Genomic DNA, 25,174 nt, shown 5'->3' with positions numbered 1-25,174 from the left:
ATGACTTGGCAAACCGACCAGATGCGAGACTATATCTTCCCGCTCGTGACTACAGTGCCGGATCCGAATGACGAGAGAAGCCGGCGGAAGGATGCCTTCTTGGGAACGGGGTTTGTGATTGGATCGCGCGGTTTCGGACTTACCGCGGCGCACGTCGTTCGCGGCGTCGAAAATGCAAGCGCGCTCTTCATTCCAAACAAATCGGACAAGTTATGGCATGGTCTATCGTTACTAGACGTAGAGCTGCATCCAACGGAAGATGTTGCAGTAGTTCGATTTGGCGAAGGAACTTGGCGATCGATATTCAACCTTTCTACGTCACACGTTGCCGCTAGCGCTGAATATTTTTCCTTCGGCTACCCATTAGATTGCTTCTATGAGAACCTCGAACATCGAGCACCGAATGGCGCCTATTTTGGCCGGCCTGATCTGGTTTTCACAAAGGGCTATTGTCGGAGGCGGCTGACATTCGATCTGCGCATTCCAAATGTTTGCGGAGTGAGCTTTATCGAGCTTAGCGCTGTCGCTGGGAGCGGCTATTCTGGAAGCCCGATTTTACGGCCCACCAACCCTGGTGGCCGCTACGAAGTCATTGGGATCTACGTAGGTGAGAGGCTCACCGAAGATCGAGTAACCAGCGTTGCGTATGCGCTCCGGGCCGATGCCCTGTTGGATTGGCAACCACGACTTCTCGGTCGATCCCTTAAGGAAGAAATGCTCTCATAGTTTGCGGTCTATCCGCTCCGGCGGTGCGGTACCACATTCGTCCGGCCGCACAGGCTATCGAGGTAGGCGGCCTAAGCCTGCATCATCCCCTTGCACCAACGAGCTTCGCTACAGCGTTCGCCTTATGCTCTGGCGCGAGGTGCGAGTAGCGCAGCGTCATCTTGATGTCGGTGTGGCCGAGCAGCTCGCGAACCGTGTTGAGGTCGACGCCCGCCATCACGAGACGCGACGCGAAGTGATGCCGCAGGTCGTGAAAGCGAAAGTCATCGAGCTTCGCCTGGTCGACGAGGTGCGCCCAGGACTTGTTGACGTTCGTCAGGCGCCCACCCTCGGCGCCGGCGAACACGAGATCATCGGCCTTCGCGCCCTTCGGCTTCCACGCGACGAGCGTCTCGAGCGCCTCACTGTTCAACGGGACGTGCCGCGCGATCTGCCCCTTCGACGTCGCGGCCGAGACGGTGAGCTGCGCGCGATCGAGGCTCACGTCGCCCCATCGCAGTCCGAATAGCTCGCCGCGGCGCAGGCCGGTGTTCATGGCGACGAGCACGAGCGGCACGAGGTGCTCGCGGCGCTTCAGCCTGAGCGCTCCCAGCGCCTCGCGTAGGCGTTTCTCCTCGACGGCCGTTAGGTAGCGCGTGCGGCTGTCGTCGGCGCCCTTGGCGCGCTTCACAGTGCGCAGCGGGTGCTCCGGCAGCATGCCCCACTCCACCGCCTTGGAGAGCGCTGCACGGATCCTCACGAGGTCGCGGTTCACGGTCGCGGGCTTGATGCCGGCGCGCAGGCGATCCGCCTTGAAGCGCTCGATCTGCCAGGCGGTGATTGCGCTGAGCGGCTTCGTCAGCGAGTCGGCGAAGGTCGCCTTGATGCTCGCAAGTGTCGCCGCGCCGGCCTTGCGCTCTGCCTTCACCCAAGGGCCGTAGCGCTCGTCCAGGAACTCGGCGAACGTCTCAACCTTCGGAGGCTTCGCCGGCGCCTCAGGATTCGCCAGAGCGGCGATTGCCTTCGTGCGCGCTGCCTCCAACGTGAGCACCGGAAAGCGACCCAGGCGCCGCGACACACCGCGCGCGACGTGCGCTTCAAACGTCTTCACGCCGGACGGCAGAACGCGCAGGCAGAGCCCGGGCACCTTCGCATCCCATAGACGGTAGGCGCTCTCGCGAGGCTTCGCGGATTCGACGTCGGCCTTCGTGAGCGTCTGGCGTCGGATAGCAGGCATCTTCGCCTCGTGTCAGCAACCGTGTCAGCAAAATCCAGCGTACCACGGAACAAACTGGCACACAGAGACACAGTAAATCAGCAAGTTACCCGCTATCTCCTTGATCGCAAACGCACCTATTTCGCCTTCGGGAGGTAGAAGTCGCAAGTTCGAATCCTGTCACCCCGACCAACTCATTCAACGACTTAGGCCGCCCGCGAGGGCGGCCTTTTTCGTTTGCGCCCACCATGCCTACGCCTGGGCCCGACAGGCTCGACCGAAAGGCTCGGCATTTGCCCCGGTTTGGGGATGCGGATGCGATAGCATCCATGCGGTCGTCATGCATCGCGTTCGCAACGGACAGGTCACGCACGATCGAAAGAACCCACGATTCCGCGGAGGTACGGATGAAGCAAGGATTTGCGATCGCCATCGTCCTCGTCACCGGATTGAGCGGATGCGCGAGCCAGCAGGAGATTCTCGAAGAGCGCGTCGCCGCGATCGCGGAACCGGCGCGCTCCTACGTGATCGGCACGTACGTAGTCGACTGCGAACCACGCGGCGAGGATTGCGGGCAGACCTTCAACGCCATCAATGCGAACTTCCACGACGTCGCCGATCCGAAAAACTGGAGCTGGCTTTCCTCGGTGCACGGCGACGCGTTCGGCCACAATACCGAATACGATTTCACGTCCGCTGCGCAGAAAGAAAAGGGCTACTACTTCTGCCTGCCGCTGATGCCGGCGACTTACGCTTTTTCCACGATCTCGTACCAGAACTTCGCCGGCGGAGGCAGCGGCTTCAACCTGCGCAAGGACGAGCAATTCGACGCCCGATTCTCATTGGGCTCCGCCGAGACGGTCTACATCGGCCGGATTCACGTCACGACCAGCCGTGCGAGGAACCTCATCGGCATCCCGTTGTCGGCGCCCGGCATGATGATCGTCTCTTCGGGAAGCGAGAGCGAAAGGCAGGCGGCACTTGCCAAATGCCCCGCCTCGATTCAGAAGCGACTCGTCCGCACCGCTTACCTCGGCGATGCAGTGGTCCGGAGCAGCGCAGCGCTCGGGGTCGAACCATCACCGCCTTCGCAGCCGTGAGTGCCGGCGACCGCACGATCCGCGCGTGCATCGAAAAGAAACCCGGCCTTGGCCGGGTTTTCTTGTTGAGACGACGCGCGATGGATCAGCGCTGCTTGCGATCGGCGTGGCGGCTCTTCGTCTGCGGCCCCGCGGACGGCTGCGGGTCGAGGTTGTTGAGCAGTGCGCGCAGGTCGACCGAGACGGCCGAACCATTGCCCGCGATGTCGAGCGAACCCATCGTGCGCTTGCCCAGCGCGGCGCGGTCGAGGAACACTTCGCGGTCGGGCTGCGGCGGGCGCGTCGCGCTGCAGAGGCTGCGCTTGAGACGCAGCAGGCTCGTACCGGGACGCTGCCACGGATGGCCGGGCTGCAAGCGCTCGACCATGACGCTTTCCAGCTTGACGACGACGGTGTCGTCGATCACTTCGGCGCAGCGTCCGATGCCGATGTCGTAAGTCATGGATTGAATACCTCCGAACCGAATAGGCGCGGGCCGCGAACGCGGCCCGGCGGGCGCACGGTGCACCGCAAAAGCGCACCGGCGGTGGGCTGATCGCCTATTATGCCGCAGATATCGATAAGTTTCCGTTACCCGATGCGCAGGATAAATACCAGCGAATCTCAAGTAAACTCAATAACTAGCTGTTTGCATTGATTTTACTAATAATCGAACGGACTACGGCACTGGGTGATTTCATCCATGAAAAATGGTCCGCCCTGATATTTCCGAGGTCGTTTTCGCCGAGAAGTACGGTCTCTTGCGGCGCAGCAGGAAGCTTGCACAGGAGCCAGTCAAGGGACGCCGCAGGCCCGAGCCAGTCGTCGGCGAAGCGCAGCGCGACGATCGGTGACGTAACCTGCGCCAGGCGCGCCTCGAGGTCGACGGCAACCCCTTCAGCGGCATAGCGCCCGCTGCGACCGCTGCGCGACCAGTCCGTCATCACGCCGCGTGCTTCTCGCCCGCCGAAGCCGAGCCGGCGCCCGGGAAAATAGCCGCACGCGGCCGCGATCGTCGGGACCGCCGAGTAGAACGCGCGGATGAGCCACGGATGGCCGAAGCAGCGCCAGTACGGTGAACCGCTCGCGACGAGCACGAGGCCGGCGATGTCGGCGGGCTCGAGCGCGGCGACGAGCGTCGCGAGCTGACCGCCGAGGCTGTGCCCGCCGATCCTCGATGTGGCGTGCGCGTACCGCTCGCGCAGGACGGCGCGACTCGCCGGGATGTCCTCGAGCAGCAGCTCGCGATAACCCCAGTCGAGCGACCGTCCCGCGCGACGGTCGCTCGAACCCGCGCCACGCCATTCGTGCAACGCAACGGCGACGCCGTTCGCCGCCAGTGCACGCGCGAATGGCAGGTAGTTGCGCGCGGTGACGCCGAGCGCAGGCAACCACAGCAGCACGTCGCGTACCGACCCGGTCGGCTCGACGAGGGCGAGTTCCGCGCGCGCACCGTCACCCGCGACGACGGGCACGACACGTTCACGCACCGTGCGTTCCGGTTCCGCGCCCGCCATTCAGCCGAGCCCCGTCGCGACGCGCGCATCGAGCGGCGCCGGTACGGCGCCGCTCGCCACGTCGACGGCGTGCCAGGTCGCGCGATCGAACACGACCACGCGCGCGTCGCTGCGATGCAGCTTGGCCCAGGCGACGCACGCGCGCAGCGTCGCCGGCATCGCGACCTCGATCGCGTCGCCGTCGATGCGCGCATGCAGGATGCAGCCTTGCGTTTCGAGCGTGAACGCGCGCGCGCGCCGCGGCAGGCGCGCGCGGAAGCGCAAGGTGCGGTCGCCGTTCGCGAGCACGAGCAGCAGGTCATGCGCGCGCCAGCGCCCCGCGCGCGGCCGCGACACGCGCAGCCCGGCGTGCTCGCGCGGCACCGGCGCGTCGAGTGCGACGTAGTGTTCCGCGCGCATCGCGAGCGCGAGCAGGCGCCCGCGGCTCAACGAAAGCTGGCTCGCGTAGGCCTCCATCGCGGCGCGCTTGCGCGCCTGTCGCTGCGGCAGCGGCGGCAGCACGACGCCATCCGCGCCGTCGTCGGCGTGTATGAGATAGGCGAGCCGCTGGCACGCGCATCCGCGGCGCAACAGCGCGAGTTCGAGCATCACGTGCAACGCACTGTGGTCGGGGTGGCGGTCTGCGAGGCTCGGCATGACGACATGCGTCGGCGCGAATGCATCGAACTCCAGCTGCAATCGCGCGACGGGGGCGTCGTCGCGCATGAGCGCGTCGGTGAGGCCCTGGTCGGGCCAGCCGAGATGGCGGACCTCGACCGCGTGTTCGGGCGCGAGCGCGGCGAGCGCGGCGGCCGCCTCGTCGCGGCGGCGACGGCCCCAGCGCTCGCGCGCGGACGCGTCGATGCGCCAGCGCTTCTCGATCCAGCGCTGCGGCCACGGGTTGTTGTCGCCGTCGGTCGCGTAGAGCACGCGTACGGCGGCACCCGCGGCGAGCGCGGCCTGGATCAGTTCACCGGCGGCGAGCGTCTCGTCGTCCGGGTGCGGCGCAATGACGAGCAGGCGATCCTGTGCAGAAAGCGGCAGCGACGCCGGCATCGACCTTCATCCCTTCGGTACGGCCCCGCCCGGGGCGCGGCAGCGACAGCCTAGCGCATCGCTCGCACGGCGTGCATCACGCGGCGAGGCTGGCGAGGCGCGCATTCAGCTCGGCGAGGCGCAGGTCCGCGGCCGCGCCCGGTGACACGCGTGCGGCGAGGCTCGCCTCGGGCGTTCGTCCCTGCCCCGCTTCGTCCGCGGCCGCGGCGGCACGGCGATACGCTTCGCGGAACGGCACGCCCTCGGCGGCCTGCTCGATCGCGACGTCGGTCGAGTACATGGACGGTTCGATCGCAGCGCGCATGGCGGTTTCGTTCCATTGCATGCGCGCGAGAAGGTCCGGCAGCAGTTCGAGCGCCGCCAGGCCACGCGCGAAGCCGTGTACCAGCGCCCCCTTGGAGAACTGCAGGTCGCGCTGGTAACCGGACGGCAGCGACAGCAACTGTTCGATTTCGGTGCGTGCCGCGGCGACGCTGGCGTAGGTCGCGCGCATCAGCTCGACCACGTCGGGATTGCGCTTGTTCGGCATGATCGACGAACCGGTCGTGTACTCGGCGGGAAGCGCCACGAAACCGTATTCGGCGGTGGTGAACAGCGACAAGTCCCAGGCCAGGCGACGCAGGTCGAGCAGCGCCGAGCCGAGCGCGTCGAGCGCGGCGAGTTCGAACTTGCCGCGCGACAGCTGGGCGTAGACCGGCGACACCTGCAGGCGGGCGAAGCCGAGCACCTCGCTGGTGTGCTCGCGGTCGAGCGGTAGATTGACGCCGTAGCCTGCGGCGGTGCCGAGCGGATTGGCGTCGATCCATGCCAGCGTGTCGCGTGCGCGCTGCGTGTTGTCGATGAACGCCTCCGCGAAGCCGGCGAACCACATCGAGGTGGACGACACCACGGCGCGCTGCAGGTGGGTGTAGCCGGGCAGCGGCAGCGGCGACGCCGCCGCGCGATCGAGCGCGATCTTCGCGACGTCGATGCACAGCGCGTGCAAGACGGCGAGTTTGGCCTTGAGCCAGAGCCGCGTGGCGACCAAGACCTGGTCATTGCGGCTGCGGCCGGTATGCAGCCTGCGCCCGGTGTCGCCCAGGCGCTCGGTCAAATGCGCTTCGATCGCGGAGTGGCCGTCCTCGTATTTCTCGTCGAGCACGAACTGGCCGTTGCGGAAATCCCAAGCGAGGTTTTCCAGTTCGACCATGAGCTCGTGGCGCTCGTCCTCGCTGACGATGCCGATATGGGCCAGGCCTTCCAGGTGGGCTTCGCTCGCGGCGATGTCGTAGAGGAAGAACTCGCGGTCGAGCCGCACGTCGTCGCCGGCAAGGAAGCGCATCACGCGCTCGTCGGTGCGGGTACCCGCCTTCTGCCAGAGGAGGTCGCTCACGGGATGTCTCCGTTGGATGGAATGCCGGCGATGCGGGCGATCGCCGCGTCGACGTCGAGTTCGATGCGCGCGTCGCTCGCGCGCCGCTTGAGTTCGACCGTGCCCTGCGCGAGCCCGCGCGGCCCGACCGAAAGCTGCCACGGCAGCCCGATCAGGTCCATGCGCGCGAACTTCTCGCCGGCGCGCGCGGCGGTGTCGTCGAACAGCACGCCCACGCCCGCGCGTTGCAGGCGTGCGTACAGGCCCGCGCATGCGGCACCGGTCGCCGCATCGCCGGGGCGCAGGTCGAGCAGGCCGACCGCGTACGGCGCCACCGCATCGGGCCAGGCGATGCCGGCATCGTCGTGGCAGGCCTCGATGATCGCGCCGACGAGGCGCGACACGCCGATGCCGTACGAACCGCCGTGCAACAGGCGCGCGCTGCCGTCGGGCATCGTCACCTGCGCGCGCATCGGCTGCGAATACTTGGTGCCGAAGTAGAAGATCTGGCCGACCTCGATGCCGCGCGTGTGCAGGCGCCGCGCTTCCGGCACCTCGGCTTCGTAACGCGCGGCGTCGTGCACGTCCGAGGTCGCCGCGTACGGCGACGTCCAGGCGCGGATCAGGGCTTCGAGGTCGCCGTCGTAGTCGACCTCCACGCCGGGCACGGCGAGGTCGAGCACGGCGCGGTCGCAGTACACGTCGGACTCGCCGGTGTCGGCGAGCACGATGAACTCGTGCGAGAGGTCGCCGCCGATCGGTCCCGTTTCGGCGCGCATCGGGATCGCCTTCACGCCGAGCCGCGCGAACGTGCGCAGGTAGGCGACGAACATGCGCTGGTACGAACGGCGCGCGCCGGCCTCGTCGAGGTCGAACGAGTAGCCGTCCTTCATGAGGAACTCGCGGCCGCGCATGACACCGAAGCGCGGCCGCTGTTCGTCACGGAACTTCCACTGCACCTGGTACAGGTTGCGCGGCAGTTCGCGCCACGAGCTCACGCCCGCGCGCACGATCTCGGTGACCATCTCCTCGTTGGTCGGCCCATACAGCAGTTCGCGCTCGTGGCGGTCGCGGATGCGCAGCATCTCCGGCCCGTAGGCGTCGTAGCGACCGCTCTCGCGCCAGAGGTCGGCGAGCTGCAGGGTCGGCATGAGCAGCTCGATCGCGCCGGCGCGGTCGAGTTCCTCGCGCACGATGCGCGCGATGCGCTCGAGCACGCGCAGGCCGAGCGGCAGCCAGGCGTAGATGCCGGCCGCCTCCTGGCGGATCAGGCCGGCGCGCAGCATGAGCCGATGCGAGGCGATCTGCGCTTCGGCGGGATTGTCCTTCAGGGTCGGCAGGAAGTAGCGGGAGAGACGCATGACGGTGTGCTCCAGGAGTGGACGATCGACGGGGCGCGGCGCGGGTCGCGCGTCACGGTCGCGGGATCGCGGTCCACTCGTCGAAGCCGAGCGCGAGGTTGAGGTTCTGCAGCGCCTGCGTCGCCGCGCCCTTGAGCAGGTTGTCGAGCGTCGCGACGACGACGACGCGCTTGCCGCCGGGGGCGAGCGTGAAGGCGCCGACCTCCGCGTGATGGCGCCCGGCGATCGCGCTGACCCACGGCGCCTCGTCGACGACGCGCACGAGCGGCTCGCCGTCGTAGAACGACGCGTAGCGCGCGCGGACCGCGTCGCGCGTCGACGGATGCATGAGCCAGAGGTTGACCGTCATCGTGATGCCGCGGAAATGCGGCGCGACGTGCGGCATGAACTCGACCGGCACGCCGAGCCGGCGCGTCACCTCGCGCTCGTGCACGTGGTCGGCGAGCGCGTACGGCATGAGGTTGTCGCGCAGCTTGGCCGGGTCGTTCTTGTCCGACGGCGTGGTGCCTGCGCCGGAGTAGCCGGACACGCCGAAGCACGCGGGCGGCGCGGCGAGTTCGTCGACCAGCGGCGCGATCGAGAGCTGCATCGCGGTCGCGTAGCAACCGGGATTGCTGATGCGGCGCTGGCCCGCGTAGGCGCCGCGCGTGAGCTCGGGCAGGCCGTAGTACCAGCGCTCGTCGAAGCGATGGTCGGCCGAGAGATCGACGACGACCGTCGCCGGCTTCGCGGCATCGATCGCCGCGACGAGTTCGGCCGACTTGCCGTTCGGCAGCGCGAGCACGACCGCGTCGGCGCCCTTCGCGGCAACGTCCTCGTGCGAGAGGTTCTCGTAGCGGAGCGCGCCGTCGTACTCGGCGACGTGATCGCGCACCGGCTGTCCCGCGAGCTCGCGCGACGACACGAACGCGAGTTCGAGCCGCGGATGCGCCGCGACGAGCCGGATCAGCTCGGCCCCCGTGTGGCCGCGCGCGCCGACGATACCGATGGTGTTCTTCGCGGTCGTCATGTGTTCCCGTCTTCTCGTCCGTGCCGCTTCAGTCGACCAGGGTAGGCGCGCGATCGCGGCAATGCTCGACGCAATGTTCGATCGCGTCGAAGCCGTCGATGCCGTACCAGAACACCTTCCATTTCGCGAGCTTGATGCAGCCGTCGCTCTCGGCGAAGTAGAACGGGTTGACCGGATTGCCGCGGCGCGAGCGCCAGAACAGCCGGGGCGTTTCCTCGCGCATGACCTGCCACACGGCGCGGCCGAGGCCTTCGCCCTGCGCGTCGTCGAGCACGGCGAACTTGTCGAGGTAGACCTGCCCACCCTCGTCGGTGAGGATCACCGCCGCGCGGTAGTTCTCGCTGACGTAGGCGCGCAGCAGGCGCGTGCGCTCGAAGTAGTCGGGCAGCAGGCGGCGGCCGAACGCGGATTCGACGAGTTGCTTGAGGCGACCGCGATCGAGTTCGTCCCACGCAGTCACGCGCAGCACGCGCTCGCCGCGCCGCACGAGCGTGCCCGAGCCCTTGTGGGTGAACAGTTCCTTGGCGAGTTCGGCCGGACGCGTGATCGACACCGACGACGACAGCGGCAGGCCGTCGAGCAGGTCCTTGATCTGCTCGAGCTTCACGCGCATGCCGCCGTTGATCCACGGCTGCGCGAGCAGGTGTTCGTACTCGGTGGACAGGTTGATCGAGTCGATCACCTTGCCGTGCTCGTCGAGCAGGCCGCCGGTGCCGGTGAGGAAGACGATCTTGTACGGCTGCAGCACCTGCACGAGTTCGTTCGCGGCGAAGTCCGCGTTGACGTTGACGATCTGCCCTTCGCCCGTCTCGGCGAGCGAGGCGATCACCGGGATCGAGCCGACCTTGATCGCGGCCTGGATGCCGTCGGTGTCGATGCGCACGACCTTGCCGACGAGACCGTACACGTCGCGGTCGAGGAAGTCGGCCTCGAACACGCCCGACTGGATCGAGGTCGCGCGCACACCCTGTGCCTGCAGCGCCTCGACCAGGCGCAGGTTCTCCTGGCGCATGACCTGGCGCACGACCGCGAGCACGGCGGCGTCGGTCACCCTCAGGTTGTCCACCGTGCGCTTCTCGATGCCGGCCTCGCGCATGCGCTCGTCGAGCTGCGGACCCGCGCCGTGCACGACGATCGGCGTGAGGCCGACCTGCTGCAGGAACGCGAGCGAGGACACCAGCGCGTCGAGTTCGTCGCGCAGGATCGCGCCGCCGACCTTGACCACGGCGAAACGCGCCGCGTCGAGCTGCGAGAAGCGCTTGAGGTACTGCTGGATCTCCTTCGTGCTGGCCATGTTGGACAGCAGGCGGACGATCGTCGTGCGCATGTCGCTCATCGTCAGCGGACGCTCAGCGAACGGATGCCGGAAGCGCCCCCCGATCGTCGTTGCGGACGGTCGAGTGCAGGGCGGCGGCGGCGGACAGCAAGGCGTTCATGACTCAGTGCTCCAGCAGGCGTTGGTAGGTCGCCGCGGCGGCGGCGAGTTGGTCGAGCGAAACCCATTCATCGGCGGCGTGCGCCTGGGCGATGTCGCCCGGGCCGTAGACGATCGCGGTGAGGCCGGCCGCCGAGAACAATGCGGCTTCGGTCCAGAAGTCGACCGCGTTGCCGATCGGCAGGTCGAGCGCATCGGCGAGGTCGCGCGCCTCGAGGCGGCGACGCTCGGCGTCGGCGACGTCGCCGGCCGGCAGCGCCGGCCCGCGGAACGTCTCCTCGTAGCGCTCGATCGCACCGGCGTCGACGAGCGTCGCGAAACGCTCGTGCAGCGTGTCGATCGACATCGACGGCAACGGGCGGAAGCCGAAGCGCAGTTCCGCCGACGGCGCGACCACGTTCGCCTTGATGCCACCCTCGACGCGGCCGATGTTGAAGCGCAAGCCGGTGAGGCCGCCGAAGCGCGCGTGCGCCTGCGCTTGGACGAGTTCGAGCGCAGCGCCGCCCCAGCGCACGGCCTGGTGCAGCGCGCTCGCCTGCAGCGCCTGCGCGGCCGATGCATGGCCGGCGACGCCGCGGAACTTCATGAGCACGGAACTGATGCCGCGGTGCGCGAGCACCGCCTCGCAGCGCGTCGGCTCGGCGACGATCGCTTCGGCGAAACCGTGGTCGCGCGCGAGGAACCCGGCGATGCAGCGCGCGTCGTTCGCTTCCTCGTCGGTCGTGAACAGGAACGCCGCGTCGCCGCGCGTGTCGGCCGCCGCGGCGAGCAGGCACGCGGCCGCGCCCTTGATGTCGCACGCGCCGAGGCCGATCGCGCGTTCGCCGGTCACGCGCAGGCGATGCGGATCCGCGCTCCACGCGGGCGAATCCGGCACGGTGTCCATGTGCACGTTGAACACGCGCCGCGGCGCGCCACGCACGGCGAGCATCGACACCGCGCCGTCGCCGTGGTCGGTCACGTCGACGCGGAAGCCGGGCAACTGCGCACGCAGGTAATCGAACATCCCGCCGGCGCCGATCGCGCGCGGCGGATTGCGCGTGTCGAAACCGACGAGCGCGTCGAGGTGGCCGAGCGTGCGGGCGAGCAGGCTGCTCACGGGCGGTTGACCTGCGCCCACACGGTGGAGCTCATGCCGAACAGCTTGATGAAGCCTTCGGCTTCGGCGACGCCCCAGTCGGCGGACTGCGCGTAGGTCGCGCCCTTCGTGTTGAGGATGTGCGTCGACTGCACCGCGACCGCGTGCACGCTGCCGCCGTTCGTCTCGAGCGTGACGAGACCGGTGACCTGGCGCTGCGAGCTCTTCAGGAACGCCTCGAGGTCGGCCTTGAGCGGGTCGTGGAAGAAACCTTCGTAGACGAGCTCGACCCACTTGCGCGCTACCTCGGGCTTGAAGCGGTTCTGCTGCTTGGTCAGCACCGCTTCCTCGAGCGCGCGGTGCGCTACGAGCAACGCGGTGAGGCCGGGCGCCTCGAACACGATGCGTCCCTTCAGGCCGATCGTCGTGTCGCCCGTGTAGAGGCCGCGGCCGACGCCGTAGTGGGCGAACGCGCGATTGAGTTCGCCGAGCAGCACCGGCCCTGGCAAGGTCTGGTCGTCGACGAGCACGGCCTCGCCGTCCTCGAAGCCGATCGTCACGCGCATCGGCTGCGGCGGCCATTCCGCGCGCGGCTTGCACCAGCCGCGCGCGCCTTCGCCGGGCGCTTCCCAGCGGTCGATCTCGCCGCCCGACATCGTCACGCCGAGCAGGTTCTCGTTGATCGTGTAGTGCTTCTGCTTGGCGCGCACGGCGAAGCCGCGCTCTTCGAGGTACGCCTGCTCGTAGGCGCGCGTCTGCGTGTGCTCCTTCTGGATCTCGCGGATCGGAGCGACGATCTCGTAGTCGCCGAGCGCCTTCACGGCGAGATCGAAGCGCACTTGGTCGTTGCCCATGCCGGTGCAACCGTGAGCGATCGCGCGCGTGCCCAGTTCGTGCGCGCGCCGGATCGCCGCGTCGACGATGAGGTAGCGGTCCGAGACGAGCAGCGGGTACTGGCCCTGGTAGCCCTCGCCGGCCCAGATGAACGGCTTGACGAAGCCGTTCCAGATCGCCGGACCACCGTCGACGGTCACGTGCGACGCGACGCCGAGCTCGTGCGCGCGCTGTTCGATGTAGGCGCGCTCGTCGAAGTCGACGCCGCCGGTGTCGGCGAACACGGTGTGCACGGCCCAGCCGCGCTCCTTGAGGTAGGGCACGCAGAAGCTCGTGTCGAGGCCGCCGGAAAACGCGAGGACGATGTCTTTGCTCATGATGGATGTCTCGAAAGTCGGGGTGGTTTCGTCAGGCAACCATCAGGAGGCGAGCTTCGCCATCACCGCCTTCTGCACGTGCAGGCGGTTCTCGGCCTCGTCGATCGCGATGCAGGCAGGCGAATCCATCACCGCATCGGTCGCCTTGACGTTGCGGCGCAACGGCAGGCAATGGCTGAACACGCCGCCGTCGGTGAGCGCCATCTTGCGTTCGTCGACGATGAAGTGCTTGTGCGCATCGCGGATCGGCTTCTCGTCGGCCCAGCGGCCGAAGTACGGCAGCGCGCCCCAGCTCTTGGCGTAGACGACGTGCGCGCCGCGGTAGGCGCTGTCGGGATCGTGGCTCACGCTCAGCGAGCCGCCGTTCTCGGCGACGTTCGCACGCGCGAAGTCCATGTAGCGCGTATCGAGCACGTAGTCGGGCGTCGGGCACAGCAGGGTCACGTCCATGCCGTAGCGCGTGGCGATCTGCAGCGCGGAGTTGGCGACCGCGGTGTTGAGCGGCTTCGGATGGTAGGTCCAGGTCAGCACGTACTTCCTGCCGCGCAGGTCGCTCGTGCCGAAGTGCTGCTGCAGCGCGAGGATGTGCGCGAGCTCCTGCATCGGATGCGTGATCGTCTCCATGTTGATCACCGGTACGGTCGCGTACTTGGCGAACGTGCGGATCACGCGATCCTCGCGATCGACCGACCAGTCCTGGAACTTCGGGAACGCGCGCACGCCGATGAGATCGACGTAGCGCGAGAGCACGCGCGCGACTTCGGCCACGTGTTCCTCGGCCTCGCCGTCCATGACCGCGCCGACGTCGAACTCGATCGGCCACGCGTCCTTGCCGGGGGCGAGCACGATCGCGTGGCCGCCGAGCTGGAACGCGCCGAGTTCGAAGCTCGTGCGCGTGCGCATCGACGGATTGAAGAACAGCAGCGCGATCGACTTGCCGGCGAGTTCGCGCCCCGCCTTCGTCCGCTTGAACGCGGCGGCCTGCGCGAGCAGCGCGTCGAGGTCGGCGCGCGACCAGTCCTGGGTACTCAAGAAATGGCGAGTTGTCATCGGAACCTGCTGTCAGTTGAAAGTCCGGCCACGGAGGGCCGGTTCTTCGCACGGAGGGAGCCGCGCACGGGTACATCTCGGTTTGTTCTTCGCGCGGAGGGAGCCGCGTACAGGCGATGGATCGTGGAAAAACAAAAAAAAACCCGGCGCGTAGGCCGGGTTTTTCGTCGATTCGTGTGAAGAACGCGCGACAGGCTACCCGGCGGAATGGCACGGTTCCGGTCGACGCGCGCGCGAGGTCATGCCAGCGGCCATGCGGGCGCTGGTGACGATCTGCGGCTGGACGGCGATTCGGGGCATCGTGCTCGCGGGTGGACTCGGATGAGGTCGACGGACCTTAACGGCAAATCTGGTGCGGCGCAATACGTCGGTGCGAAAAATCCGACGCCGCAAACGAAAAGGCCGGGCGCAGCGGCCCGGCCTTGATTCGTCGGTGGATGCCGCCCATGCCGCCCTACTCGGCAGGCTCGACGCTGACGCGCACGCGCAGGCGATCGCCCGGATCGTAGTTGAGGCGCGACATGTAGACGTCGCCGCGATAGCGGTACTGCACGTCGTAGGCGACGATGCGGCTTTCCTGCGCGCCGTCGTCGACCCTGCGGCAATGGCGCTCGACGCCGTCGACGTAACGGTCGTCGCCGCGCGCGACGTTGTTGCCGACCGCGCCACCGACGACTGCGCCGGCGACCGTCGCCGCGCGCCGGCCGTCACCCTTGCCGACCGTGCTGCCGAGCACGCCGCCGACGATCGCGCCGAGCACGGTGCCCGCAGCCCGGTTGCCGTTGTCGACGCGCCGTTCGACCGGCACGTCGTCGCAGACTTCACGCGGATCGCTCACGCGCACGCGATCGTAGATCGGATCGACCCGCAACACGTCCGCCCACGCGACCTTCACGTTGTCCGCGGAACCCGGCTCGTCCGCGACGTAGCCACGCTCCTGCGCGCCGACCTGGGTTCCCGCCAGGAGCAACGCCACCGCCACCATCAATTTCATGTTGCCTCCGCTGAATTGCCGCGTACGCCGATCGCTCGCCGGCTCCTTTCCGGTACGCAGCCCATTGATCCTTGGCCGCCATTACAGCAGTCGATCGCTGAACCCAACCCTAAGCCTTTCCCCTGCCTGACAAAAAATGTGCCGGAATATCACTGCCGGTGACACCCCATGGCCGCCCCGTCGGGGGTGCCGGGTCGCGCTGGTATCATTCAGGGTCCACAGAGGCCCCGACCGATGCCGCTCCGACTCCACAACAGCCTGACCCGCCGCACCGAAGACTTCGTCCCCGCCGATCCGCAGCGCGTGACGATGTACCTGTGCGGGCCGACCGTCTACAACTACGTGCACATCGGCAATGCGCGCGGCCCGGTCGTGTTCGACGTGCTGACCCGGCTGCTGCGCCGCCACTACCCGCACCTCGTGTTCGCGCGCAACATTACCGACGTCGACGACAAGATCAATGCTGCAGCGCAGGAACTGGGTGTCCCGATCGCGACGATCACCGACAAGTACACCGCGATCTACCGCGAGGACATGGGCCGCCTCGGCGTCGTTCCGCCCGACGTCGAGCCGCACGCGACCGCGCACATCGCGCAGATCATCACGATGATCGAGCAACTCATCGCCGCGGGCCACGCCTATGCGGCCGAGGGCCACGTGCTGTTCTCGGTCGCGAGCTACGCCGACTACGGCAAGCTGTCGCGCCGCCCGGTCGACGAGATGATCGCCGGCGCGCGCATCGACGTCGCCCCGTACAAGCGCGATGCGGGCGACTTCGTGCTGTGGAAGCCGTCCAACCCGCAGCAGCCGGGCTGGGACTCGCCATGGGGCGTCGGCCGCCCCGGCTGGCACATCGAGTGCTCGGCGATGGCCGCGGCGCACCTCGGCGAAACGATCGACATCCATGCCGGCGGCAACGACCTCATGTTCCCGCATCACGAGAACGAGGTCGCGCAGAGCACGTGCGCGCACGGCGGCAAGGTGTTCGCGCGCTACTGGCTGCACAACGGCATGCTCGACTTCGGTGGCGCGAAGATGTCGAAGTCGCTCGGCAACGTCTGCGTGCTGCACGAACTGCTCGACCGCTACCCGGCCGAAGCGCTGCGCTACGCGCTGCTCAGCGCGCACTATCGCCAGCCGCTCGACTGGTCGGACGGGCTCGTCGAGCAGAGCATCCGCACGCTCGACCGCCTGTACGGCACGCTGCGCGGCCTCGTCGACGTCGACGCCGGCGCGGGCACCGTGCCGGCCGAGATCGAAGCCGCGCTGCAGGACGACCTCAACACCCCCGAGGCGCTCGCGGTGATCGCGCGCCTCGCCGGCGAAGCACGCGCCGCGGCCACCCCCGACGCGCGGCGTGCCGCGAAGGGTGCGCTGCTCGGCGCCGCGGCCCTGCTCGGCATCCTGCAGCAGGATCCGGAGGCGTGGTTCAAGCACGCGGCCGGCGGTCCCGCGCTCGACGAAGCGGAGATCCAGCGCCTCGTCGACCTGCGCGTCAGCGAGAAGAAGGCGCGCAATTTCGCCGAGGCGGACCGCATCCGCGAGCAGCTCCTCGCGATAGGCGTGGTGGTCGAGGACACCGCGCAGGGACCTCGCTGGAAGGTGGTGAAGGCCGATGAACGTGCTGCATGAACCCGCGGACGCGAGCGCCGAACAGGCGCAGGCGGCGATCGCCGAGGAATTCGCGTTCTTCGGCGACTGGACCGAACGCTACCAGTACCTCATCGACCTCGGCCGCAAGCTGCCGCCGTTCCCCGAGGCGCTGCAGCGCGAGGAATTCAAGGTGAGCGGCTGCCAGTCGCAGGTGTGGCTGGTGCCGTCCGGCGATGCGCAGCGCCTCGATTTCCAGGCGATCAGCGACTCGTCGATCGTATCGGGCCTGATCGCGCTGCTGCTGCGCGTCTACTCGGGGCGTGCGGCCGCTGAGATCCTCGCGACCGAACCGCGCTTCATCGAAACGATCGGCCTCGCCCGGCATCTCTCGCCGACGCGCTCGAACGGGCTCGCGGCGATGCTCGCGAAGGTCAAGCAGTACGCGCGCGACGTGTCGGCATAGAACGCCCCGAAGCGGCGCGACCGCGCCGTGGCCTGCCGATACCGCGCCACGCGCCGGCGCAGCCTGAACTCCCTTGGACCCGGCGCGCGGCGCGGGGCGCGCAGTCCCGGCGGATCGACTGCTAAGCTTGGGCCGTCTCGCAGGGGGAGGCGATGGACAAGAAGACCGTGCTATCCGGCAGCCCGCTGTTCCGCGACCTCGCCCCGGACGCGCTCGAAGCGATCGCCGCGCGTTTCGACGTCGAGGAACTGCGCGGTGGTCGCACCCTGTTCCGCGAGGGCGACCTCCCGGACTACCTCTACGTCGTCGCGACGGGACGGCTGCAAGCGCAACATGCGGACGGCGTCGTCATCGGCGAGATCGGCCGCGGCGAGCCGGTCGGCGAGATGGCCCTGCTCTCCGGCGAGACGCGCGGCGCCGACGTCGTCGCCCTGCGCGATTCGCTGCTGCTGCGGATCAACCGCATGGCCCTGCTCGACCTCGTTTCGCGGCACCCGTCGGCGCTGCTCGCGCTGTGCGGCACGATCGCGCGGCGCAGCCGCCGCAGCGCACGCGGCGCGCGCCTGGACGCCGCACGCGGCAACCGCACGATCGCGGTGATCCGCGCGCAACCCGGGATCCGCCTCGGCCCGGTGGTCGAGCGCGTGGTCGGCGGCATGCGCAAGACCGGCAAGGTCGTGCGCTGCCTCGGCGCGGCCGACGTCGACAAGCAGTTCGGCGAAGGCGCCGCGCAGACGCCGTTCGGCGCCGGTGACCGCCATCGCATCATCAGCGCGTGGCTCGAGCGGCGCGAACTCGCCGGCGGGCATCTCGTGCTGTGGAGCGACGCCAGCGGCGAGCAGTGGACCGAACGCTGCCTGCGCCAGTCCGATCGCGTCATCGTCGTCGTATCGAGCGACGGCGGCCAGCCGGCGGTCGCGCTCGCGCGCACGCTGCGGCAACATGCGCCGCGCACGCCGGTCGACCTTCTGGTCCTGCGCCCCGACGGTTCGCAGGCGGGCGACGTGCTCGAGTGGCGCGTGCTGTTCGGCGCGCGCTCGCACTATTTCGTGCGCCCCGACGCGCAAGCCGACCACGAGGCGGTCGCGCGCCAGCTCAGCGGGCACGGCCTCGGCGTCGTCTTCGGCGGCGGTGGCGCGCGCGGCTTCGCGCACGTCGGCCTCGTGCGCGCGATGGAAGAGCTGCGCGTCGGCGCCGACATCGTCGGCGGCACCAGCATGGGCGCGTTCTTCGCCGCCTTGCACGCGACAGGCGCGAGCAGCCGCGACATGCTCGCGATCGGCCGCGAGACCTTCGTCGACAAGAACTACCTCAACGACTACGTCTGGCCGAGCGTGTCGCTGATCCGCGGCCGCAAGTTCCTCAAGCGCCTGCGCAGCGTGTTCGGCGACACGCGCATCGAGGATCTGCGCGTGCCGTACTACTGCATCAGCACCAACCTCACGCGCGGGCGCCAGGAAGTGCACGACAGCGGTTCGCTCGCGGTGTGGGTCGGCACGAGCATGTGCGTCCCCGGCATCGCGCCGCCGGTCGCCTGGAACGGTTGCCTGCTCGTCGACGGCGCCATCGCCAACAGCCTGCCGATCGACGTCATGCACGCGCTCGGCCGCGGCCCGATCGTCGCGTCCGACGTCGCCGCCGGCGGCGGCCTCGATGCACCCGGCATCGTCGGTCCCGATCCGGAAGCGCTGCTGCACCGGCGCAGCAATCCCTCGCGCGTCTCGTTGTTCGGGCTGCTGGTCAGCGGCTTCACGCCCTCGCGCGAGGACGCCGGCACGCGCGAGGACCTCGCCGACCTGCACCTGCGCATGCCGGTGCATGGCGTGCGCATGTTCGGCTGGCGGGAAGTGCAGTCGCTGGTCGACCGCAGCTACGAATACTCGCTGGCGGCGCTCAAGGGATTCTTCGACGAACGGCGGCGCAGCGAACTCGCGCGCACGGATCGACGCGAGGGCGCCGCCACCCGCGCGCGGGCCGCCACGGCGGCGGCGACGCGGAGCCCGAAGCCGACCGCCGTCTCGCGACCGTCACGCTGATCGACGCACGCGCGACGGGTCGGCCGCGAACGGGCCTGCCATGCCGGGATCCCGTGACCAGGCCGCCGCAGCGACTACATCGTGTGGGTCGGGCGCTCCTGGCCCATGATGCCGGCGAGGATCGATTCGATCTTCGTGCGCGCGGCTTCGCCGTCCGCGGATTCGTTGAATTGCACGCCGATGCCGGCCATGCGGTTGCCCTGCGCGCCGGCCGGGGTGATCCAGACGACCTTGCCGGCGACCGGCAGGCGGTCCTTCTCGTCCATCAGCGAGAGCAGGATGAACACTTCGTCGCCGAGGCTGTAGCGCTTGGTCGTCGGCACGAACAGGCCGCCACCGCGCACGAACGGCATGTACGCGTTGAACAGCGCGCCTTTGTCCTTGATCGCGAGCGACAGGATGCCCTGTCGCGGCGCACCGCCCATTGCCGGCGTTGCCATCAGCCACCCCTTCGCTCGTGCGTGCCCGCGACGACCGCCGCAGGCGCGTTCCCATCCGGCATCCTGCCGCAAACCCGCGAAGCGCGCCGTGCGCCCCGCCGCATCATGCCGGCCTGTCGCCCGGCGACCACGCGCGCAACAGTTCCAGCAGGACCAGATCCGCGCGTACGGTGGTCGTGAGCAGGCCACGTGCCTGGTTGGCACGGCCGAACCATGCGACTAGCTTCGGGATTTCCTCGCGCGCGGTCAAGCCGAGCTTGCCCGCGCCGCCGCCCGCGATCGCCTGCGCCTCGTCACGTGCGAGCACGGCGGCGAACCAGAGGCGCTCGTGAGGCCGGTCCGCGGCCCAGGCCTCGGCGACGTCGGCCGCGGTTCGGCGCCCTCGCGCAAGCGCGGCCAGGTCGTCCGCGCAGGCCTTGCGCAGCGGCAGCGTGTCGTCCGCGCTCCAGGCGCGCGCGAGGCCGGGATTGCCGAGGCTCGCGTCGAGCGCAGCCGTAGCCGCCGCGGCGTCGACGCGTTCGGCGCGCAACCAGGCGAGCGCCTCGTCGCGCGTCGGCGCGCGCACGTCGATGCGCTGGCAGCGGCTGCGGATCGTCGCCGGCAGGCGCGCCGGGTCGTCGGCGACGAGCAGCAGGATCGTCGCCCTCGCCGGCTCTTCGAGCGTCTTCAACAGCGCATTTGCCGCGCTCGCGTTGAGGCGGTCGGCCGGGTCGACGAGCGCGAGTTGCAGCCCGCCGAACTGGCTCGACAGCGCGAGCCGCTGCGACAGCGCACGCATCTGGTCGATCGTGATCTCGCTGCGCAGCTTGCCGTCGTCGCGCAGTTCCAAGGTGACGCGCGCGAAATCGGGATGGCTGCCCGCGGCGAACAGCACGCAGCCGCGGCAGCGGCCGCAGGCGTGGCCGTCCTCGCGGCGCTGCTCGCACAGCGCCGCCGCGGCGAGCGCGGTCGCGAGGGCCCGCTTGCCGTAGCCCGCGGGCGCGGCGAACAGCAGGCCGTGGTGCAGGCGCCCGCGCACGAGCGCGCTAGCGAGCTGGCGCCACGGTTCGGCGAGCCACGGTTGCAGGCTCATGCCTGCTCCCGCACGGCCGCGACGAAGCGATCGATCTCGGCGACCGCGGCGGCGCGCACGTCGTCGACCGCGCGGCTCGCGTCGATGACGCGGAACCGCGCCGGGTCGGCCGCCGCGCGCGCGCGGTAGGCCGCGCGCACGCGTTCGAAGAAATCGCCGTTCTCGCGCTCGATGCGATCGGCCTCGCCGCGCGCCCCCGCTCGCGCGAGGCCCTGTTCGACCGGCAGGTCGAGCAGCAGCGTCAGCCCGGGCACGACCGGCGCGGCCCAGCGTTCGAGTTCGGCGATGCGCTCGAGCGGCTGGCCGCGGCCGCCGCCCTGGTACGCGTAGCTCGCATCGGTGTAGCGATCAGACAGCACCCAGCGTCCCGCGGAGAGCGCGGGCTGGATACGCTCGCGCACGAGTTGCGCGCGCGCGGCGAACATCAGCAGGAGCTCGCTCTCGGCGCAGACGCCGTGCCGGGCCGGATCGAGCACGAGCGCGCGCACCGCTTCGCCGAACGCGGTGCCGCCCGGTTCGCGCGTGACGTCGACGTCGATGCCGTGCTGTTCGAGGCGATCGCGCACCGCGGCGAGCACGGTGCTCTTGCCGGCACCCTCGCCGCCTTCGAGCGTGATCAGCCGTCCGTTCATTGGCCGCGATGCAACTGGTATTTCTGCACGGCGCGATTGTGCGCGTCGAGCGTCGGCGAGAATTCGTGGCTGCCGTCACCGCGTGCGACGAAGTACAGCGCGTCGCCGGGCGCGGGATGCAGCGCCGCCTGCAGCGCGACGCTGCCGGGCAGCGCGATCGGCGTCGGCGGCAGGCCGTCGCGCGTGTAGGTGTTGTACGGCGTGTCGGTCTCGAGGTCGCTGCGGCGGATGTTGCCCGCGTAGTTCTCGCCCATGCCGTAGATCACGGTCGGGTCGGTCTGCAGGCGCATGCCGAACTTGAGGCGGCGCACGAACACGCCGGCGATCAGCGCGCGCTCGACCGGTTGCGCGGTTTCCTTCTCGACGATCGAGGCGAGGATCAGCGCCTGGTACGGCGAGTCGAGCTTGACGTCGGCCGAGCGCTGCGGCCACAGCTGGTCGAGCGTCTTCTTCATCGCCGCATGCGCGCGCTGCAGCATGTCGAAATCGGATTCGCCCTTCACGAACGAATAGGTTTCCGGCAGGAACCAGCCCTCCGGTTTCGCGTCGGCGATGCCGAGCCGGCGCGCGATGTCCTCGTCGCTGCTGCCGGGCAACGTCTGTTGCAGGCCGGCTTCGTTGGCGAGCGCGAGGCGCAGCTGGCGGAAGGTCCAGCCGTCGACGATCGTGAAGCGGTGCTGCACGACCTCGCCCGCCGCCATGCGCCGCAGCAGCTCGCGCGGCGTGATGCCGCGCGGCAGCGCGTACTCGCCCGCGTGCAGTCGACCGCCGACGCCGAGTTCGCGGCCGAGCGCACGCCAGTAGGCCATCGCGCGGAAGCCGCCTTCGACGACGCCGGCGCGGCGCAGCTCGGCGACGATCTGCGGGTAGTTCGCGCCGCGCGGCACGTCGACCGTCATCGCGTCGGTGCCGACCGGAAGCGCGGCGTTCGTGTAACGCTGGTAGTCGAACCAGGCGGCCGCGCCGCCACCGACGAGGCCGATCAGCACGAGTGCGAGGAACATGCGCAGGACCGCGCCACCGCGCTGGGCGTGGAACGATCGTCGGGGCGTCACGGGCATCATCCGGGCAGCGTAACCGGATTCGACGCGAGCTTGAAGCGGCAGCCGCGCAGCGGCTTCACGCACCGAGCGCCCGCAGCAGGCCACGCGCCTTGGCGCGCGTCTCCTCCAGCTCGCGCACCGCGTCGGAGTCGGCGACGATGCCGGCGCCCGCGCGGAAGGTTATCCCGGCACCGTGCAGGGTCAGCGTGCGGATCAGGATGTTGAGATCGAGATCGCCGTTGCGATCGAGGTAGCCGAACGAACCCGTGTACGCGCCGCGACCGACGCCTTCGAGCGCGGCGATGATCTGCATGCAGCGCACCTTCGGGCAGCCGGTTATCGTGCCACCCGGGAACACCGCGCGGATCGCCTGCCCCGGCGTCACGCCCGCGCGCAGCTCGCCACGCACGTTCGAAACGATGTGGTGGACGTGCGCGTAGCTCTCGATCGCCATGAGCTCGTCGACCTCGACGCTGCCCGGCACGCACACGCGGCCGAGGTCGTTGCGCTCGAGGTCGATCAGCATCACGTGTTCGGCGCGCTCCTTCGGATGCCCGGAGAGTTCGCGGATGCGCGCGGCGTCATCGTCGCCGTGCGCGCGCGGCCGCGTGCCGGCGATCGGGCGCGTCTGCGCGCGCGTACCGCGCAATTCGACGAGCCGCTCGGGCGAGGAACTCGCGACGGCCCAGTCGTCCACCTGCAGCAGGCCGGCGAACGGCGCCGGATTCGCTCGGCGCAACGCGGCATGCAGGTCCGCAGCGCGGAGCGCCTCCGCACAGTGCGCGCGCCACGCGCGCGACAGGTTGACCTGGAACACGTCGCCCGCGTGCAGGTGCTCGAGCACGCGCGCGACGCCGTCGAGGAAGGGTTGCGGCGCGTCCTCGTCGATGTCGATGCGACCGCGGGGCGACTCCTCGAAGTGCGCTCGGGCGGCGAGGTCCGAAGCGAGCGCATCGAGCAACGCCTCGCGGCCGGCTTCCGCGACGAGCAGCGTGCGGGCGCGCTCGTGGTCGACGACGATCGCTGCGGGACAACGCAACGCGAGCGCGGTCGGCAGTGCCGCCTCGCGCGGCGTCGGCAGGCACAGGGTCGGCTCGATCTCGGCGGCGAGTTCGTAGCCGAGGTAGAGCAGCCATCCGCCATGGAACGGCACGCCGTCGTCGCCACGACGTTCGACGCGCTCCGCGCCCCACGCCTGGTCGAGCGCGTCGAGGAACCGCGTGCCTTGGGCGACACCGTGCTCGTCGCGCACGACGCCGCCGGCGAACCGCAGTTCACGCTCGGGGAACGCGAACAGGATGTCGTGGCGCGCCCGCGCGTTGCCGCGCGCGACGCTTTCGAGCAGGCCCGGATAGCGCCGCGGATGCGCCGCGGCGAGCGCGAGCAGATCGCGCACGCCGTCGATTTCCTTGACGACGTGGGTCATGGATGCGCGCTCGGCTCGAGGGCAAGAGCAGGAGATTGAAACACGAAGGACACGAAGGAAAAGCGGAAGGATTCGAAGATTGAAACACGGAGTACGCGGAACACACGGAGAAGCAATGATCCGAAGATTCTTGCGCTTCCTTGGTGCCCTTCGTGTTTCAGTCTTTCCGCTCCTGGACGCGCGCGCCTCAGGCGCGGCGGAACACCAGCGTGCCGTTGGTGCCGCCGAAACCGAACGAGTTCGACAGCACGACGTCGAGCTTCGCCTCGCGCGCGGTGTGCGGCACGAAATCGAGGTCGCAGCCTTCACCCGGGTTGTCGAGGTTGATCGTTGGCGGCACGACGTTGTCGCGCAACGCGAGGATCGAGAAGATCGCCTCGACACCGCCCGCGGCGCCGAGCAGGTGGCCGGTCATCGACTTGGTCGAACTGACCATGAGCTTGTTCGCGTAGTCGCCGAACACGCCCTTGATGCCCTGCACTTCGGCGACGTCGCCGGCCGGCGTGGAGGTGCCGTGCGCGTTGATGTACTGCACGTCGGTGAGGTTGAGGCCGGCGTCCTTGACCGCCGCGACCATGCAGCGGCCGCCGCCTTCGCCGTTCTCGCTCGGCGCGGTCATGTGGTATGCGTCACCGCTCATGCCGAAGCCGACCAGCTCGCAGTAGATGCGCGCACCGCGCTTCTTCGCGTGTTCGTATTCCTCGATGACGAGCACGCCGGCGCCGTCCGACAGCACGAAACCGTCGCGGTCCTTGTCCCACGGGCGACTCGCCTTGTCCGGCTCGTCGTTGCGCGTGGACAGCGCGCGCGCCGAGCAAAAGCCGCCGACCGCGGTGCCGACGGTCGAGTACTCGGCGCCACCCGCGATCATGACGTCGGCGTCGCCGTACTGGATCATGCGCATCGCGAGGCCGATGTTGTGCGTCGCCGTCGTGCACGCGGTCACGCAGGCGATGTTCGGACCCTTCAGCCCGAGCATGATCGACAGGTTGCCCGAGGCCATGTTGATGATCGAACTCGGCACGAAGAACGGCGAGATCTTGCGCTGGCCCTGCTCGTGGTAGGTGATCGAGGTCTTCTCGATCGTCGCGATGCCGCCGATGCCCGCGCCGACCGCGACGCCGATGCGTTCCTCGTCGTGCTCGTGCGGATGCAGGCCCGCGTCGGCGAGCGCCTGCACCGACGCGGCGATGCCGTAGTGGATGAACGGATCCATCTTCTTGACGTCCTTCGCCGCGACGAACTGCGCCGGGTCGAAGTCACGCACCTCGCCCGCGATGCGGGTCGGGAACGTCGACGCGTCGAAATGGGTGATCGGACCGATGCCGCTCTTGCCGGCGGTGATGTTCGACCACGCGGTGGCGATGTCGTTGCCGACGGGGCTGACGATGCCGAGACCGGTGACGACGACGCGACGCTTGCTCATGG

23 protein-coding genes are annotated in these 25,174 nt (G+C 69.1%); 5 read left to right on the top strand and 18 right to left on the bottom strand.

Features of this window, described 5'->3' with window-relative positions; translation table 11 throughout:
- Window positions 1–726 (top strand): S1 family peptidase, encoded by a 726-nt coding sequence (locus FHW12_RS15410; RefSeq protein WP_182531931.1) that lies wholly within the window; start codon window positions 1–3, stop codon window positions 724–726.
- A gap of 82 nt (window positions 727–808) precedes the next feature.
- Here FHW12_RS15410 and FHW12_RS15405 read toward each other — a convergent pair whose 3' ends face one another.
- Window positions 809–1,942, bottom strand: a complete 1,134-nt coding sequence (locus FHW12_RS15405; protein ID WP_182531930.1) for a site-specific integrase — start codon at window positions 1,940–1,942, stop codon at window positions 809–811.
- A gap of 386 nt (window positions 1,943–2,328) precedes the next feature.
- On the opposite strand from FHW12_RS15405, the gene FHW12_RS15400 reads away from it, so the two are divergent.
- Entirely contained in the window at window positions 2,329–3,021 is a 693-nt protein-coding gene (locus FHW12_RS15400; RefSeq protein WP_182531929.1) for a hypothetical protein, read from the top strand.
- Window positions 3,022–3,106: 85 nt separating this feature from the next.
- On the opposite strand, the gene FHW12_RS15395 is transcribed toward FHW12_RS15400, so the two are convergent.
- From FHW12_RS15395 to FHW12_RS15345, 11 genes are all read right to left on the bottom strand, one after another.
- Complete coding sequence (locus FHW12_RS15395) at window positions 3,107–3,463, bottom strand: hypothetical protein (protein ID WP_182531928.1); 357 nt, start codon at window positions 3,461–3,463, stop codon at window positions 3,107–3,109.
- Between the two features lie 178 nt (window positions 3,464–3,641).
- A complete protein-coding gene (locus FHW12_RS15390; protein ID WP_310735260.1) occupies window positions 3,642–4,490 on the bottom strand; it encodes an alpha/beta hydrolase family protein in 849 nt (282 codons plus the stop codon).
- A gap of 27 nt (window positions 4,491–4,517) precedes the next feature.
- On the bottom strand, window positions 4,518–5,552 hold the full coding sequence (locus FHW12_RS15385; protein ID WP_182531926.1) for a PIG-L deacetylase family protein: 1,035 nt from the start codon (window positions 5,550–5,552) through the stop codon (window positions 4,518–4,520).
- A gap of 76 nt (window positions 5,553–5,628) precedes the next feature.
- Window positions 5,629–6,924 (bottom strand): argininosuccinate lyase, encoded by a 1,296-nt coding sequence (gene argH, locus FHW12_RS15380; protein WP_182531925.1) that lies wholly within the window; start codon window positions 6,922–6,924, stop codon window positions 5,629–5,631.
- Window positions 6,921–8,264, bottom strand: a complete 1,344-nt coding sequence (gene proS, locus FHW12_RS15375; protein WP_182531924.1) for a proline--tRNA ligase — start codon at window positions 8,262–8,264, stop codon at window positions 6,921–6,923. Before proS ends, argH begins: the two co-directional genes overlap by 4 nt.
- Window positions 8,265–8,316: 52 nt before the next feature.
- On the bottom strand, window positions 8,317–9,273 hold the full coding sequence (gene argC / locus FHW12_RS15370) for an N-acetyl-gamma-glutamyl-phosphate reductase (protein WP_182531923.1): 957 nt from the start codon (window positions 9,271–9,273) through the stop codon (window positions 8,317–8,319).
- Between the two features lie 28 nt (window positions 9,274–9,301).
- Entirely contained in the window at window positions 9,302–10,609 is a 1,308-nt protein-coding gene (locus tag FHW12_RS15365) for an acetylglutamate kinase (RefSeq protein ID WP_182531922.1), read from the bottom strand.
- A 103-nt stretch (window positions 10,610–10,712) separates the two neighbouring features.
- A complete protein-coding gene (locus FHW12_RS15360; protein ID WP_182531921.1) occupies window positions 10,713–11,807 on the bottom strand; it encodes an acetylornithine deacetylase in 1,095 nt (364 codons plus the stop codon).
- A complete protein-coding gene (locus tag FHW12_RS15355) occupies window positions 11,804–13,000 on the bottom strand; it encodes an argininosuccinate synthase (RefSeq protein ID WP_182532143.1) in 1,197 nt (398 codons plus the stop codon). Before FHW12_RS15355 ends, FHW12_RS15360 begins: the two co-directional genes overlap by 4 nt.
- Before the next feature lie 39 nt (window positions 13,001–13,039).
- Entirely contained in the window at window positions 13,040–14,047 is a 1,008-nt protein-coding gene (locus tag FHW12_RS15350) for an N-acetylornithine carbamoyltransferase (RefSeq protein ID WP_182531920.1), read from the bottom strand.
- 454 nt (window positions 14,048–14,501) lie between these two features.
- Complete coding sequence (locus FHW12_RS15345; protein WP_182531919.1) at window positions 14,502–15,041, bottom strand: glycine zipper 2TM domain-containing protein; 540 nt, start codon at window positions 15,039–15,041, stop codon at window positions 14,502–14,504.
- Between the two features lie 234 nt (window positions 15,042–15,275).
- On the opposite strand from FHW12_RS15345, the gene cysS reads away from it, so the two are divergent.
- The 3 genes from cysS to FHW12_RS15330 all read left to right on the top strand — a co-directional run bounded on the left by cysS (window position 15,276) and on the right by FHW12_RS15330 (window position 19,133).
- Complete coding sequence (cysS, locus tag FHW12_RS15340) at window positions 15,276–16,673, top strand: cysteine--tRNA ligase (RefSeq protein WP_182531918.1); 1,398 nt, start codon at window positions 15,276–15,278, stop codon at window positions 16,671–16,673.
- Window positions 16,657–17,097, top strand: a complete 441-nt coding sequence (locus tag FHW12_RS15335) for a SufE family protein (RefSeq protein ID WP_182531917.1) — start codon at window positions 16,657–16,659, stop codon at window positions 17,095–17,097. The genes cysS and FHW12_RS15335 overlap by 17 nt, the downstream gene beginning before the upstream one ends.
- 152 nt (window positions 17,098–17,249) lie before the next feature.
- Window positions 17,250–19,133 carry a patatin-like phospholipase family protein gene (locus tag FHW12_RS15330; RefSeq protein ID WP_182531916.1) on the top strand — a complete coding sequence of 628 codons (1,884 nt, stop codon included), beginning with the start codon at window positions 17,250–17,252 and terminating at the stop codon, window positions 19,131–19,133.
- Between the two features lie 74 nt (window positions 19,134–19,207).
- On the opposite strand, the gene FHW12_RS15325 is transcribed toward FHW12_RS15330, so the two are convergent.
- The 6 genes from FHW12_RS15325 to fabF form a co-directional block, all read right to left on the bottom strand.
- Window positions 19,208–19,558, bottom strand: a complete 351-nt coding sequence (locus FHW12_RS15325) for a PilZ domain-containing protein (protein ID WP_182532142.1) — start codon at window positions 19,556–19,558, stop codon at window positions 19,208–19,210.
- Window positions 19,559–19,676: 118 nt separating this feature from the next.
- Window positions 19,677–20,645, bottom strand: a complete 969-nt coding sequence (holB, locus tag FHW12_RS15320) for a DNA polymerase III subunit delta' (protein ID WP_182531915.1) — start codon at window positions 20,643–20,645, stop codon at window positions 19,677–19,679.
- Window positions 20,642–21,277, bottom strand: a complete 636-nt coding sequence (gene tmk / locus FHW12_RS15315) for a dTMP kinase (protein ID WP_182531914.1) — start codon at window positions 21,275–21,277, stop codon at window positions 20,642–20,644. Before tmk ends, holB begins: the two co-directional genes overlap by 4 nt.
- Window positions 21,274–22,281 (bottom strand): endolytic transglycosylase MltG, encoded by a 1,008-nt coding sequence (mltG, locus tag FHW12_RS15310; protein WP_182532141.1) that lies wholly within the window; start codon window positions 22,279–22,281, stop codon window positions 21,274–21,276. Before mltG ends, tmk begins: the two co-directional genes overlap by 4 nt.
- Window positions 22,282–22,396: 115 nt before the next feature.
- Entirely contained in the window at window positions 22,397–23,746 is a 1,350-nt protein-coding gene (locus tag FHW12_RS15305) for an aminodeoxychorismate synthase component I (RefSeq protein WP_182531913.1), read from the bottom strand.
- Window positions 23,747–23,933: 187 nt separating this feature from the next.
- On the bottom strand, window positions 23,934–25,172 hold the full coding sequence (fabF, locus tag FHW12_RS15300) for a beta-ketoacyl-ACP synthase II (protein ID WP_182531912.1): 1,239 nt from the start codon (window positions 25,170–25,172) through the stop codon (window positions 23,934–23,936).
- Between the last annotated feature and the right edge of the window lie 2 nt (window positions 25,173–25,174).

The sequence above is a fragment of the Dokdonella fugitiva genome (assembly GCF_014138265.1).
GTDB lineage: Bacteria > Pseudomonadota > Gammaproteobacteria > Xanthomonadales > Rhodanobacteraceae > Dokdonella_A > Dokdonella_A fugitiva_A.
The sequence above is the reverse complement of the archived record's forward strand: the minus strand, read 5'-3'. Positions and strand labels throughout refer to the sequence as shown.